Below are 13,206 nucleotides of genomic sequence, written 5' to 3'. Positions count from 1 at the left end.
GTTGTCTTTTTTAGTGAACCGGCGCACTGCGGGTGGCACGCTGGCGAAGGGCTGATCAGCACAAACCCACCCTAGCAGATGCTATGGAACAGGCGGGGGGCGGCATTTTGCAGGCGAAGCATAAGCCGTTCAAGCTGTTATGGAGCAAAACCTTGCGACTACTACAAGTCACTCCGCGACCTCTGGACCATTTATCTGGAAAGAAGCCCGTGGGCTTTGGCTTGGCGCCTCTGCGGCGGCGATTTTCCCTGCGCCGAGGATCGGCGCTATGAATGGCCGGCCATCAGAACCGCTCTGCCTGCGGTAATTTGTCGCACAGCGCCGCAGGCCGAGGCCTGCAGCCATTTTCATGTGCAATAAAATGGACGCTTTCGGATGCGTTCGGGGAAGAATCTGTAGTCGTCAATATTCTTGACTACTGGGTCAGCTTGGTTGGTCTTGACCGCTTGCAACTAGGCGTCGCGCCAAGTTCGCTAGGGCGCGATTGGGCATCGGGCGAACGACGGTTTACTTCGCCTGCTGTCGTTTATTCCAGATCGTTGGCCTGGGCATAGCGCCGGGCCTCAGTAACCAGCCAGTCGCGAAAGCTCTGCAGGGCGGCCGACTCCACCTTGCGCTCGGGGATCACCAGGTAATAGGCCTTGTCGCTGTGACAGGCATGCTCGAAAGCCAGGACCAGGCGCCCTTCGGCCAGCTCGCGCTGGATCAGAAACGGCGGAATCAGGGCGATGCCCATCTCGTGCATGGCGGCCTGGGCGAGCATGGAGAACAGCTCGTAGCGCGGGCCGCCCAGGTCGCGGGCGACGTTCATGCCCAGTGAGTTGAACCACTGGCGCCAGGCATAGGGGCGGGTGGTCTGCTGCAGCAGCGGCAGGCCGGCGATCTGCTCGGCGCTCAGCTGGGTGCGTTCGCCGAGCAGGGCCGGGCTGCATACCGGCATCGAGTTCTCGCGCATCAGCGGGTGCGCGACCGTGCCCGACCAGTCGCCGTCGCCGAAATAGATGGCGGCGTCGAAGTCGGTGTCGGCGAACAGGAAGGGTCGGGTGCGGTTGGTCAGGTTGACCGTGACCTGCGGGTGCAGGCGCTGGAACTCCTTGAGCCGTGGCAGCAGCCATTGGGTGGCGAAGGTCGGCACTACCGCCAGTTCGATGTTCATCGCGCCCTGCTGGCCCATCACCGCCAGGGTGTCGCGCTCCACCGCGTCCAGCTGCGCGGCGACCCGGCGCGCATAGGACAGGCCGGCCTCGGTCAGCTTGACCCCGCGTCGCGAGCGGCGGAACAGTTCGACGTTGAGAAACTCCTCGAGGCTGGCGATCTGCCGGCAGACCGCGCTCTGGGTCAGCGCCAGCTCCTCGGCCGCACGGGTGAAGCTCTGGTGGCGGGCGGCCGACTCGAAGGCGACGAGGGCGGCGGTGCTGGGGATCTTGCGGCGCATAATGCGTCAGCCTCACGGATAAGCGGGGTTTGTGCGGTGCAACGCTATCTCGAAGTGAGCTAACTGCACAATAGCGTGCGAAATCCTCGTTTGCCCAGCGCGCCAGGGCGGCCTAGGATCAACCCATAGTCCGCTGGGCGCGGTCGCGCAGCAGCACTGCGCCGAAGTCGGCCCTTCATTGTCTTAACTCGAGGTTCTCAGCATGGCCAAGGCAAGCTTCAACTGGATAGACCCGCTGCTGCTCGACCAGCAACTGACCGAAGAAGAGCGCATGGTCCGCGACAGCGCCCAGCAGTTCGCCGCCGACAAGCTGGCCCCACGGGTGCTGGAAGCCTTCCGCCTCGAGCAGACCGACCCGGCGATCTTCCGCGAGATGGGCGAAACCGGCCTGCTCGGCGCCACCATTCCCGAAGCCTATGGCGGCAGCGGCCTGAACTACGTGAGCTACGGCCTGATCGCCCGCGAGGTCGAGCGCATCGATTCCGGCTACCGCTCGATGATGAGCGTGCAGTCGTCGCTGGTGATGGTGCCCATCTTCGAATTCGGCAACGAGGCGACCAAGCAGAAGTACCTACCGAAACTCGCGTCAGGCGAATATATCGGCTGCTTCGGCCTGACCGAGCCGAACCACGGCTCCGACCCGGGCGGTATGGTCAGCCGGGCCAAGAAAGTCGATGGCGGCTACCGCCTGTCCGGCAGCAAGATGTGGATCACCAACAGTCCGATTGCCGATGTGTTCGTGGTCTGGGCCAAGGACGACGCCGGCGAGATCCGCGGCTTCGTCCTGGAGAAGGGCTGGGAGGGCCTGAGCGCGCCGGCGATCCACGGCAAGGTTGGCCTGCGCGCCTCGATCACCGGCGAGATCGTCATGGACAACGTGTTCTGCCCGGAAGAGAACGCCTTCCCCGAGGTGCGCGGCCTCAAGGGTCCGTTCACCTGCCTCAACTCCGCCCGCTACGGCATCAGCTGGGGCGCCCTGGGCGCCGCCGAGTTCTGCTGGCACACCGCGCGCCAGTACTGCCTGGACCGCCAGCAGTTCGGCCGGCCGCTGGCCGCCAACCAGCTGATCCAGAAGAAGCTGGCCGACATGCAGACCGAGATCACCCTCGCCCTGCAGGGCTGCCTGCGCCTGGGGCGGATGAAGGACGAAGGCAGCGCCGCGGTGGAAATCACCTCGATCATGAAGCGCAACAGCTGCGGCAAGTCGCTGGACATCGCCCGCCTGGCCCGCGACATGCTCGGCGGCAACGGCATCAGCGACGAGTTCGGCGTGGCCCGCCACCTGGTCAACCTGGAAGTGGTGAATACCTACGAGGGTACCCACGACGTCCATGCGCTGATCCTCGGCCGCGCCCAGACCGGCATCCAGGCCTTCTACTGAACCCAGTCGCGTCGACGGGCGGGTAGCCAGGCTACCCGCCCGTTTCAATTTTCGCCCCCGGGCGGCCAGACCACCCGCACGCTGATCTTGATCGAGGAAGGCCATGATGCCGCAGACGCTCAGCCGTGCCGTGACGCGCAGCACGGCCAGTGAAGTGCGCCGCCATGCTCTGGCGGGCGGGCAGTCGTCCTATGCGCCCTGCCATATCTTTCCCAGTGCCGATGGCGCCTTCTTCCTGGCGGTGAGCAACGATTACCAGTTTGCCGAGCTGAGCGCCCTGGCCGGGCAACCGCAGTGGGCAGCCGACCCGCGTTTCGCCAGCCAGCGGGCGCGCTGCCGGCACCACGAGGAACTGGTCGCCCTGCTGCGCCGGCACACCGTGGCCCACCTGACCGAGGAATGGCTGGCCGCCCTGCGCTGGGTCGGCGTGCCCTGCGTGGCACTGGCGCCCTGCCAGCCCGGCGGCTGACGGCCGCCGCCCGGATCCCCATCACGCGCATCCCGTGGATTGCGCACCGTGTCTAGTTCCCGAGGTTTTCCCCCATGCATCCCGAGCTTTCCACCGCCAGCGAGGCCCTGGCCTGGCTGCAGGCCAACGACATCCGCCGGGTCGAACTGGTGTTCGCCGACCTGACCAGCGTGGCCCGCGGCAAGGTTCTCAGCCACGCCAGCTTCGCCGAGACCCTGGGGGCGAAGATGCCCTCGCTGCTGCTCGGCCTGACGGTTACCGGCGGCGAGCCGAAGGCGGTATTCGACCGCATCTTCCCGCCGACCTTCCCGGACATGGCCATGCGCCCGGACTGGTGCACCCTGGTGCGCGACCCGCTGGCGGCGGTGCCGACCGCGACCATCCTCTGCGACCTGGAGGCGAGCTTCACCGCCGCCGACGGTCACTGCCAGTACCAGGTGGCCGAGCTGTCCCCGCGCCAGCTGCTCAAGCGGGTGCTGGCGCGCCTGCAGGCAGCCGGCTACCGCGCCCGGGTCGCCCCCGAGCTGGAGTTCTTCCTGGTCCATCCGCAGCGCGGCGCCGATGGCGGCCTGCAGGCGGCCCACGGCATGTCCGGCAGCGCGGCGCATATCGAGAGCAGCCACGACCTGGCCTCGGCGGAGACCGCCAGCACCTTCGCGCCCTTGTTCGACGAGCTGTGGGCCGCCTGCGAAGCCCAGGGCATCCCGATCACCGGCTATGGCCACGAGTCGGCGCTGGGCCAGTACGAGGTCAACTTCGCCCCCGGCGAGCCGCTGGCCCAGGCCGATGCGGTGTTCCGCTTCAAGCGCCTGGCGCGGGAAGTGGCGCGCCGCCACGGCTGCTACGCGACCTTCATGGCCAAGCCCTACCTGCACGAGCCGGGCACCGGCCTGCACTGGCACATCAGCCTGGCCGACGAGGCCGGCGGCAACCCCTTCAGCGCCGCCGACGGCGCGCCCGACCCGCGCCTGCGCCACTTCATCGGCGGCTGGCAGGCCTCGGCCCGTGGCGCCATGGCAATACTCGCGCCCTACGCCCACTCCTATGTGCGCCTGCAGCGCCCGGACGCCTCGCCGGCCAGCGTCGAGTGGGGCTACGACAACCGCACCGCGGCCTTCCGCGTGCCGCACTCGGACGCGGCCAACCGCCGGGTCGAACACCGCCTGCCGGGCGGCGACGCCAACCCCTACCTGAGCCTGGCGCTGATGCTCGGCGCCGGCCTGGCCGGGATGCAGCAGGCGATCGAGCCGGGGCCGGAGGTCAGCGACCGCCCGGCGCAGTCCGCCCGTGGCGCGCTGCCGCTGGACCTGGCCGAGGCGCTGGCCGAGCTGCAGCGCTGCCCGATCCTCGGCGAAGCCTTGGGCGCGCCCTTCATCGAGCTGTACAGCCTGATCAAGCAGCATGAACTGACCGAGCAGGCCGCCGACGCGGATTTCGCCATCAAGCACCTGCTGGCCAGAAGCTAACCCGGCGCTGGCCGCCGGCCAGCCGCCCATCACGAATCGGAGGCGCCATGAACGCTCGCTTCAGCAACCCGCAAACCCAACAGTGGCAGGCCATGAGCCGCGACCATCACCTGGCCCCGTTCAGCGACTACCAGCAGCTCAGCGACGCCGGCCCGCGCATCATCGTGCGCGGCGACGGCGTCTACGTCTGGGACAGCGAGGGTAACCAGATCCTCGACGGCATGGCCGGCCTCTGGTGCGCCGCCATCGGCTACGGCCGCCATGAGCTGGCCGACGCCGCCAGCGCGCAGATGAAGGAGTTGCCGTTCTACAACACCTTCTTCATGACCGCCCACCCGCCGGTGCTGGAGCTGGCCAGGACCCTCGCCGAGATCGCCCCCGCCGGCCTCAACCAGGTGTTCTTCACCGGCTCCGGCTCCGAGGGCAACGACACCATGCTGCGCATGGTCCGCCACTACTGGGCGATCAAGGGCCAGCCCGAGAAGAAGGTGATCATCGGCCGGGTCAACGGCTACCACGGCTCCACCCTGGCCGGCGCCAGCCTCGGCGGCATGCGGGGCATGCACGACCAGGGCGGGCTGATCCCGGACATCGTGCACATCCCGCAGCCCTACTGGTACGGCGAGGGCGGCGACATGAGCCCGGACGCGTTCGGCATCTGGGCCGCCGAGCAGCTGGAGCAGAAAATCCTCGAGATCGGGGTCGACAAGGTCGCGGCCTTCATCGCCGAGCCGATCCAGGGCGCCGGCGGGGTGATCATCCCGCCGGAAAGCTACTGGCCGAAGGTCCGCGAGATCCTCGCCAGGTACGACATCCTGTTCGTCGCCGACGAGGTGATCTGCGGCTTCGGCCGCACCGGCGAATGGTTCGGCAGCGACTACTACGGCAACAGCCCGGACCTGATGACCATCGCCAAGGGCCTGACCTCGGGCTACATCCCCATGGGCGGCCTGCTGGTCAGCGACAAGGTGGCGGCGGTGCTCAAGCAGGGCGGCGACTTCAACCACGGCTTCACCTACTCCGGGCACCCGGTGGCGGCGGCGGTGGCGCTGGAGAACATCCGCATCCTGCGCGAGGAGGAGATCATCGAGCGGGTCCGCGAGCAGACCGGCCCCTACCTGCAGCAGCGCCTGCGCGAACTGCTCGACCATCCGCTGGTCGGCGAGGTGCGCGGCCTCGGCATGCTCGGCGCCATCGAGCTGGTCAAGGACAAGGCCAGCCGCGGGCGCTACGTCGGCAAGGGCGCCGGCATGATCTGCCGCGGCCACTGCTTCAACAACGGCCTGGTCATGCGCGCCGTGGGCGATACCATGATCATCGCGCCGCCGCTGGTGATCAGCGAGGTCGAGATCGACGAGCTGGTGAGCAAGGCACGTCTGTGCCTGGACCTGACCCTGCAGGACCTGCAGGGCTAACCGCCGCCAGCCGATCCGTTCCAGCCGCCAGCCCGGTTGCCTACTCCACGCATCCAGGGCTGGCGGAGTCTTTGCGGTGTCTTTACTTTTACCTTCAACTCCCGCAGCACAGGAATCCCTTAATGGCATTGAGCATCTGCATTCTCGAAACCGACAACATCCGCCCCGAGCTGGTCGAGCAGTACCACGGCTATGGGCGCATGTTTCAGCAGCTGTTCGCCCAGCAGCCGATCGCCGCCGAGTTCGAGGTCTTCAATGTGGTGCAGGGGCAGTACCCGGAGGAGGGGCGGCGCTTCGACGCCTACCTGATCACCGGCAGCAAGTACGACTCCTTCGGCAGCGAGCCCTGGATCCAGACCCTGCGCGAGTATGTGCTGGCGCGCTATGCCGCCGGCGACAAGCTGCTCGGCATCTGCTTCGGCCACCAGTTGCTGGCCCTGCTCCTGGGTGGCCAGACCGAGCGCGCGGCGCAGGGCTGGGGCCTGGGCGTGCAGCAGTACCAGGTGCGCGAACAGCGCGACTGGATGCAGCCGCCGGCCGAGGCGCTGTCGCTGCTGATCGTCCATCAGGATCAGGTGACCCGGGCGCCGGCCGATGCCACCGTGCTGGCCAGCAATGACTTCTGCCCGATCGCGGCCTACTGCATTGGCGACCAGGTACTGTGCTGGCAGGGCCACCCGGAGTTCGTAGCCGGCTATTCGCGGGCGGTCCTCGACGGGGGCCTCGAGCGCTGGGGCGGGTCGCTCTACCAGCAGGCCATGGCCAGCCTGGAGCAGCCGCACCAGGGCACCGTGGTCGCCGAGTGGATGATGCGTTTCGTCGCCCAGGGCTCGGCGCAGGCGGCCTGACCAGGTCCACTCCGGCCTGAACAAGAACGCGCGTCGCGCGACCCGGGCCGATCAGCCGGGTCAGCGCGACGCGCGTTTTTTCTCGGATGGATTCAGGCCGCCGAAGGAGCGGCCTTGGCCTTGGCGAAGCTCGGCAGGGCCAGCAGCTGGCTGCTCAGCTGGTCGACGATATGGGCGCCGATCGGCAGCGCCGAGGTGGCCGCCGGCGAGGGCGCGTTGCACACGTGCAGGCTGCGGCGGCTGTGGCGGAAGAGGAAATCGTCGATCAGCCGGCCATCATCCGACACCGCCTGGGCGCGCACCCCGGCCGGGTAGGGCTCGAGGTCGTCGAGCTGGACGCTCGGGCAGTACTTGCGCACCTGCTGCAGGTAGCCGCGCTTGAACAGCGAGTTCTTCAGCTCGCCCAGGCCCGGGCGCAGGTTGGCCCAGAGCACCTTGCGGATGCCCGGGTCGGCAAGCATCTGCCAGCTGTCGGCCAGGGAGATGTCGCGCCGGCGGTAGCCCTCACGCTTGAACGCCAGCACCGCGTTGGGCCCGACCGTGACGCTGCCGTCGATCATCCGGGTCAGGTGCACGCCGAGGAACGGCATGCTCGGGTCGGGGATCGGGTAGATCAAGTGGTTGACGATCCGGTTGTGCTTGGCGGGCAGGCGGAAGTACTCGCCGCGGAACGGGCAGATGCTGAAGCCGGGGTCGATGCCCAGCATGCGCACCACCCGGTCGGCCATCAGGCCGGCGCAGCTGATCAGGAAACGCCCGGCGAATTCACCGGCGGCGGTCTGCAGCCGCACTTCCTGGGCATTCTCCTGCAATCCCTCGACCTGGGCGCCGTAGCGGATCTCGCCGCCGCCGCGGACGAACTCGCCGGCCATGGCGGCGGCGACTGCGGCGTAGTCGACGATGCCGCTGGACGGCACCAGGATGGCGCCGAGGCCGCGGATGTTCGGCTCGCGCTCGCGCAGCTGCCCGGCGCTCAGCCAGTGGCGCTCGATGCCGTTGGCCGCGGTGCGCTGCCACAGCGCCTGCATGCGCTGCATCTCCAGTTCGCTGGTGGCCACCAGCAGCTTGCCGGGTACCTGGTAGGCGATGCCCTGCTGGTCGCAGAAGGCCTTGGTCGCCTGGTTGCCGGCCAGGCAGAAGCGCGCCTTGAGGCTGCCCGGGGTGTAGTACACGCCGGCGTGGATCACCCCGCTGTTGTGGCCGGTCTGGTGCTGGGCCGGGGCGGATTCCTTTTCCAGCAGCAGCATGCGGCTGTCGGGGTAGGCGCGCTGCAGTTGCATGGCGGTGGACATGCCGAGAATGCCGCCGCCGATAATGATGAAGTCGTACACCGGGTTACCTCTGGGTAAGCGCAGGAAGTCTGTGCGGTCATGGCGCCAGCGGCCGCAGCCGCTGCCGCCTGGTGGGTCACTGGCGCGGCTGGCGCAGCACCTTGGCGTGGGTGAAGTAGCCGCGCTGGCGCATCAGCTCGCGGCGCAGGCCCGGGTGGGCGGTGAAGCGGTCGCGGCCGTGCAGCCAGAAGTGGTTGTTGATCAGCAGGAAGCTGCCCACCGGCACGGGAATCGACAGCTTGTGCGGGCTGCCTTCCAGCGACTGGCTGAGGTCGGCCAGCCAGTTGCCCTCCTCGAAATCCCTGGGCTGCACGAACTGGTCGATGTAGCTGATGATCGGCCGGCCTTCGACGTCGTTGTCGAACACCGGGTGGTACAGGTCGCGGTCGACCCGCTTGCTCGGCGGCGCGCTCCAGCGCAGCTGGCGGCGGGCCAGCGGGTGGGCGTTGAAGCGCTCCAGCTCCTCCCAGTCGTCCAGGTGCAGCAGCAGCGAGTTGCCGCCCTGCATGTGCTGCTCGTCGATCTTCATCATCAGCACGTAGTCGGTGTCCTGCTCGACGAAGGTGCCATCGGTGTGCAGTTCCATCACCCGGTGCGGCTGGCGCAGGTAGCTGTCGGACTGGTCGACGTTCTGTACCACGAAGCGCGCGTAGTACTGGCCGCTCATGGCATCGAAGTTGGAACGGCCGAACAGGTGGGCCACGGCGGTGGCCAGCTTGACCATGTCGTCGGCCTGCTCGACCCGGTCCAGGCCCTCGGCGCTGATCAGCAGGGCGCCGCTGGCACGGTCCATCAGGGTGTTGATCAGCAGCGGCTGCAGGCTGCCGGCGCACAGCTCATCGAGAATCCGGGCCAGGCGAAAGCGCAGGAACGACTTGTATTCCAGGGCCTGCACCGGCCACTCGCTGGCGGCGGCGAGGAAGGCCTGCAGCGTCTCGCGGGGGAAGTCCAGCTGCAGCAGGCGCGGCGACTGGCGGCTGGGCGCCAGGCTGAAGCCGCTGGGGGCTTGCGGGGCTGGAACGGCAAGGTGCTTGAGGGCGACGTAGGTGCTCATGGGGGCTCCAGGTGAGTGGCGGGGTGAGAAGCTGTCAGTGTCGACGTAAATAAAAAATATCGACATTTTGCAGAGGTGTCAAAATTGTTCCCGTGATGGCTTGGTACGGCATCGCCCAGGTGTTTCGGTATGATTGGCGCGGACCTGTGCAAGGACGGTGTGATGGAAGCTCCCGGCTCCCGAGAAAATCTGGCGATTCGCGGTTACGAACTGCTCAAGCGCGACATCATTCGCGGCGTCTTCGCGCCCGGCGAAAAACTCCTGATGAGCGCCCTCAAGACCCGCTACCAGCTGGGTGTCGGCCCGCTGCGCGAGGCGCTGTCGCAGTTGGTGGCCGAGCGCCTGGTGGTGGCCATCAGTCAGCGCGGCTTTCGCGTCGCGCCCATGTCGCTGAGCGAGCTGGCCGACATCTACGACGCCCGCGCCCACCTGGAGGCGATGATCGTCGGCCTGGCGATCGCCCGCGGCGACGATGCCTGGGAGGCCCAGGTCGTCGCCAGCGCCCACACCCTGGCCAAGGTCGCCCAGGTCAAGGACGCAGAGGAGATGCTCAGCGTCTGGGATGCCCGGCATCAGGCGTTCCACGCGGCGATCGCCGCCGGCTGCGGTTCGCAGCACCTGCTGCAGGTGCGCGCCGCGCTGTTCGACCAGGCCGAGCGCTATCGCCACCTGTGGCTGCAGCAGACGGTGTTCTCGGCGGCGGCGCTGGAGGCCAAGCGCCAGGAGCACGCGGTGCTGCTCGAGGCGATCCTGCGGCGCGACGGGGCGCGTGCCAGCGAGCTGATGCGCGAGCACCTGCTGGGCCCGGTGAGCATCATCGGCGAGCTGCTGCAGGCGAGTCAGGCCCGCGTCGACTAAGCGGTTTGCGCACAGCAGACAGAAGAAATTACCCGCACCAGTGCGAGTTCCCCTTCCCTGGAGTGAGGCTTTGGCACAGCAGCGTGCGAAATCCTCGTTTGCCGGGGCCCCGCCAGGCTCCTAGGATGAACGCACGCGTGTGGCTGCACGCGGCCATCTTCTGGAGTTGAAGCTATGTCCGGCGCCCTGTCGCATATCCGCGTTCTCGACCTGTCCCGCGTGCTCGCCGGCCCCTGGGCCGGGCAGATCCTCGCCGACCTCGGCGCCGAGGTGATCAAGGTCGAGCGCCCCGGCTCAGGCGACGACACCCGCCACTGGGGCCCGCCCTACGTCAAGGATGCCGATGGCAACGACTCGCGCGAGGCCGCCTATTTCCAGAGCGCCAACCGCAACAAGCAATCGGTCACCCTGGACTTCACCCAGGCCGAAGGCCAGCGCCTGATCCGCGAGCTGGTGACCAAGTGCGACGTGCTGCTGGAGAACTTCAAGGTCGGCGGCCTGGCCGCCTACGGCCTCGACTACGCCTCGCTGAAGGCGCTCAATCCGCGCCTGGTGTACTGCTCGATCACCGGCTTCGGCCAGAACGGGCCCTACGCGAAGAGGGCAGGGTACGACTTCATGATCCAGGGCCTGGGTGGGCTGATGAGCCTGACCGGGCGCCCGGAAGGCGAGGAGGGCGCCGGTCCGGTGAAGGTCGGCGTGGCCCTGACCGATATCCTCACCGGCCTGTACGCCACCGTCGGCGTGCTGGCCGCGCTCAACCAGCGCGAGCAGTCGGGCCTCGGCCAGCATATCGACGTGGCCCTGCTCGACGTGCAGGTCGCCTGCCTGGCCAACCAGGCGATGAACTACCTGACCACCGGGGTGGCGCCCAAGCGCCTGGGCAACGCCCACCCGAACATCGTGCCCTACCAGGATTTCCCCTCGGCCGATGGCGATTTCATCATCGCCGTGGGCAACGACGGACAGTTCCGCAAGCTTTGCGAGGTTGCCGGCCTTCCGGCTTTGGCCGACGACCCGCGTTTTTCCACCAACAAGGCGCGGGTCACCTACCGCGCCGAGCTGATCCCGCTGCTGCGCCAGGCCACGGTGTTCAAGACCACCGCCGAATGGATCGCCCTGCTGGAGGCGGCCGGGGTGCCGTGCGGGCCGATCAACGACCTGGCCCAGGTGTTCGAGGACCCGCAGGTCAAGGCCCGCGGCCTGCGCATCGAGCTGCCCAACGGCCTGGGCAGCATTACGCCGCTGGTGGCCAGCCCGCTGCGCCTGTCGGCGACCCCGGTGGAGTACCGCAACGCCCCGCCGCTGCTCGGCGAACACACCGAGCAGGTGCTGCACCAGCACCTGGGGCTGAGCGCCGAGCAGATCGCCGCCTTGCGTGAGGCCGGGGTGCTCTGAGGGTTCAGGCCGGGCTGCAGCAACCCGCCCAGCCCAGCGGGCGCAGACGACTCTGCGCGTTCAGGCGCAGCACATAGCCGAGCTTGAGCAGGGCCGGACCGAGCACGGTCAGGCTGTGGGCGCCGACCAGGGTCGGCACGCCAAGCTGTTGTTCCAGGCCATAGGCCCCCAGCACGCCCAGCAGCAGGCCGGCGGCTCCCGCAGCCAGCACCCGGTTGGCCAGGCGCAGCAGGCGTTGTGGGCAGTCGAACAGGTTCATGGTGGCTCTCCTTCGGTGGCGGCCGGCCCGCTGCCAGGCGGCGGGCCGGCCGGTCTCAGGCCTCCAGCGCGCTGGCGGGGCCGAAGAACTCGTAGTGGCTCTGCTGCTCGGGCACGCCGAGTTCGCGCAGGTGCCGCTTGACCTGGGCCATGAACGGCTTGGGCCCGAGGAAATAGGCGTCCAGATCGCGCTCGCCGGGCAGCCACTCGGCCAGGCGCTCCTGGGTGAGCAGGCCGGTGGCGTGGGCCTGGTCATGGTCGCGTGGCTCGCTGTAGCAGTAGTAGTGACGCAGCCGGGGGTTGGCCTCGGCCTGCGCCTGCACCCAGTCGCGGAAGGCGTGCACGCCGGCATGCCGGGCGCAGTGGATGAAGTGGATGTCGCGGCCGCTGTCCTGCGCCGCCTCGAGCATGCTCAGGGCGGGGGTGATGCCGACCCCGGCGCTGATCAGCACCAGCGGCTTGTTCGATTCGCGCAGGACGAAGTCGCCGGCCGGCGGGAACAGTTCCAGGCGGTCGCCGACCTGAAGCCGGTCATGCAGGTAGTTGGACACCTTGCCGCCGCTCTCGCGCTTGACGCTGATGCGGTACTCGCGACCGTTGCCGCGGGCCGACAGCGAATAGTTGCGGCGCACCTCCTGGCCGTCCAGGGTCAGGCGCAGGCCGATGTACTGGCCCGGCTGGAAGTCGAGCAGGGCGCCGCCGTCTTCCGGCTGCAGGTGCAGGGAGGTGATCTCCTCGCTCTCGGCGACCTTGTTCGCCACGCGGAACCAGCGCGCGCCGCGCCAGCCGCCGGGGGCACTGGCCGCAACCGCGTAGGCGCTCTCTTCGGCGTCGATCAGGATCTGCGCCAGCTGGCCGTAGGCGGCGGCCCAGGCCTCGATGATCTCGTCGGTGGCGACATCGGCGCCGAGCACCTCGCGGATCGCCCGCAGCAGGCAGCCGCCGACGATCGGGTAATGCTCGGGGAGGATCTGCAGCGACACATGCTTGCTGACGATCTGTCCGACCAGCGGGCCGAGGGCTTCGAGCTGATCGATGTGGCGGGCATACATCAGCACGCCGTTGGCCAGGGCGCGCTGCTGGTCGCCGCTGGCCTGGTGGGCCTGGTTGAACAGCGGACGCACCTCGGGGTGCTCGCTCAGCATGATGCCGTAGAAGTGCCGGGTCAGGGCTTCGCCGCCGCTTTCCAGGAGTGGGACTGTGGCTTTGATCAAGGCGCGGTGGTGAGCAGAGAGCATGGCGAGGTTCCTGATGAGTCATTGTTTGAGTGTGTTCGGTCCAGGCGGCAGCCGT

12 protein-coding genes are annotated in these 13,206 nt (G+C 68.2%); 7 read left to right on the top strand and 5 right to left on the bottom strand.

The genetic code is table 11. The features are described 5' to 3' along the window. Positions 1 to 526: 526 nt before the first annotated feature. Positions 527 to 1,435, bottom strand: coding sequence for a LysR family transcriptional regulator (locus AB5S05_RS00250; RefSeq protein ID WP_369285388.1), 909 nt, complete (start codon positions 1,433 to 1,435; stop codon positions 527 to 529). Between the two features lie 202 nt (positions 1,436 to 1,637). Between AB5S05_RS00250 and AB5S05_RS00245 the strand changes: the two genes are divergently transcribed. From AB5S05_RS00245 to AB5S05_RS00225, 5 genes are all read left to right on the top strand, one after another. Beyond that, positions 1,638 to 2,816 (top strand): acyl-CoA dehydrogenase, encoded by a 1,179-nt coding sequence (locus AB5S05_RS00245; RefSeq protein ID WP_369285387.1) that lies wholly within the window; start codon positions 1,638 to 1,640, stop codon positions 2,814 to 2,816. A gap of 106 nt (positions 2,817 to 2,922) precedes the next feature. After that, complete coding sequence (locus tag AB5S05_RS00240; RefSeq protein ID WP_369285386.1) at positions 2,923 to 3,285, top strand: CoA transferase; 363 nt, start codon at positions 2,923 to 2,925, stop codon at positions 3,283 to 3,285. A 74-nt stretch (positions 3,286 to 3,359) separates the two neighbouring features. Next, a complete protein-coding gene (locus AB5S05_RS00235) occupies positions 3,360 to 4,751 on the top strand; it encodes a glutamine synthetase family protein (protein ID WP_369285385.1) in 1,392 nt (463 codons plus the stop codon). 47 nt (positions 4,752 to 4,798) lie between these two features. Then, on the top strand, positions 4,799 to 6,166 hold the full coding sequence (locus AB5S05_RS00230) for an aspartate aminotransferase family protein (protein ID WP_369285384.1): 1,368 nt from the start codon (positions 4,799 to 4,801) through the stop codon (positions 6,164 to 6,166). A 122-nt stretch (positions 6,167 to 6,288) separates the two neighbouring features. Beyond that, the gene (locus AB5S05_RS00225) at positions 6,289 to 7,014 is read left to right on the top strand and encodes an amidotransferase (RefSeq protein WP_369285383.1); all 726 of its coding nucleotides are present in this window, start codon (positions 6,289 to 6,291) and stop codon (positions 7,012 to 7,014) included. A 92-nt stretch (positions 7,015 to 7,106) separates the two neighbouring features. Here the strand turns inward: AB5S05_RS00225 and lhgD are convergent, their stop codons facing one another. Continuing rightward, a complete protein-coding gene (lhgD, locus tag AB5S05_RS00220; protein WP_369285382.1) occupies positions 7,107 to 8,345 on the bottom strand; it encodes an L-2-hydroxyglutarate dehydrogenase in 1,239 nt (412 codons plus the stop codon). A gap of 76 nt (positions 8,346 to 8,421) precedes the next feature. Next, positions 8,422 to 9,399 carry a glutarate dioxygenase GlaH gene (glaH, locus tag AB5S05_RS00215; RefSeq protein WP_369285381.1) on the bottom strand — a complete coding sequence of 326 codons (978 nt, stop codon included), beginning with the start codon at positions 9,397 to 9,399 and terminating at the stop codon, positions 8,422 to 8,424. Positions 9,400 to 9,561: 162 nt separating this feature from the next. Between glaH and csiR the strand changes: the two genes are divergently transcribed. Then, positions 9,562 to 10,257, top strand: coding sequence for a DNA-binding transcriptional regulator CsiR (csiR, locus tag AB5S05_RS00210; protein ID WP_369285837.1), 696 nt, complete (start codon positions 9,562 to 9,564; stop codon positions 10,255 to 10,257). Positions 10,258 to 10,431: 174 nt separating this feature from the next. Further along, complete coding sequence (locus AB5S05_RS00205; RefSeq protein ID WP_369285380.1) at positions 10,432 to 11,655, top strand: CaiB/BaiF CoA transferase family protein; 1,224 nt, start codon at positions 10,432 to 10,434, stop codon at positions 11,653 to 11,655. A gap of 4 nt (positions 11,656 to 11,659) precedes the next feature. Here AB5S05_RS00205 and AB5S05_RS00200 read toward each other — a convergent pair whose 3' ends face one another. Both AB5S05_RS00200 and hmpA read right to left on the bottom strand, forming a co-directional pair. Then, the gene (locus AB5S05_RS00200) at positions 11,660 to 11,914 is read right to left on the bottom strand and encodes a transmembrane sensor/regulator PpyR (protein ID WP_369285379.1); all 255 of its coding nucleotides are present in this window, start codon (positions 11,912 to 11,914) and stop codon (positions 11,660 to 11,662) included. Positions 11,915 to 11,969: 55 nt separating this feature from the next. Then, a complete protein-coding gene (gene hmpA, locus AB5S05_RS00195; protein ID WP_369285378.1) occupies positions 11,970 to 13,151 on the bottom strand; it encodes an NO-inducible flavohemoprotein in 1,182 nt (393 codons plus the stop codon). Positions 13,152 to 13,206: the final 55 nt, after the last annotated feature.

Origin of the sequence: Pseudomonas zhanjiangensis, assembly GCF_041027545.1 — a bacterium.
GTDB lineage: Bacteria > Pseudomonadota > Gammaproteobacteria > Pseudomonadales > Pseudomonadaceae > Aquipseudomonas > Aquipseudomonas zhanjiangensis.
Note: the sequence above shows the minus strand (reverse complement) of the source record. Positions and strands in the feature narration are given on the sequence as shown.

Bases quoted from the DNA above. Each gene is read 5' to 3' on its own strand.
- AB5S05_RS00250 (WP_369285388.1), bottom strand. From the start codon at position 1,435: ATGCGCCGCAAGATCCCCAGCACCGCCGCCCTCGTCGCCTTCGAGTCG.
- csiR (WP_369285837.1), top strand. From the start codon at position 9,562: ATGGAAGCTCCCGGCTCCCGAGAAAATCTGGCGATTCGCGGTTACGAA.
- AB5S05_RS00225 (WP_369285383.1), top strand. From the start codon at position 6,289: ATGGCATTGAGCATCTGCATTCTCGAAACCGACAACATCCGCCCCGAG.
- AB5S05_RS00205 (WP_369285380.1), top strand. From the start codon at position 10,432: ATGTCCGGCGCCCTGTCGCATATCCGCGTTCTCGACCTGTCCCGCGTG.
- glaH (WP_369285381.1), bottom strand. From the start codon at position 9,399: ATGAGCACCTACGTCGCCCTCAAGCACCTTGCCGTTCCAGCCCCGCAA.
- AB5S05_RS00245 (WP_369285387.1), top strand. From the start codon at position 1,638: ATGGCCAAGGCAAGCTTCAACTGGATAGACCCGCTGCTGCTCGACCAG.
- AB5S05_RS00240 (WP_369285386.1), top strand. From the start codon at position 2,923: ATGCCGCAGACGCTCAGCCGTGCCGTGACGCGCAGCACGGCCAGTGAA.
- AB5S05_RS00235 (WP_369285385.1), top strand. From the start codon at position 3,360: ATGCATCCCGAGCTTTCCACCGCCAGCGAGGCCCTGGCCTGGCTGCAG.
- AB5S05_RS00230 (WP_369285384.1), top strand. From the start codon at position 4,799: ATGAACGCTCGCTTCAGCAACCCGCAAACCCAACAGTGGCAGGCCATG.
- AB5S05_RS00200 (WP_369285379.1), bottom strand. From the start codon at position 11,914: ATGAACCTGTTCGACTGCCCACAACGCCTGCTGCGCCTGGCCAACCGG.
- hmpA (WP_369285378.1), bottom strand. From the start codon at position 13,151: ATGCTCTCTGCTCACCACCGCGCCTTGATCAAAGCCACAGTCCCACTC.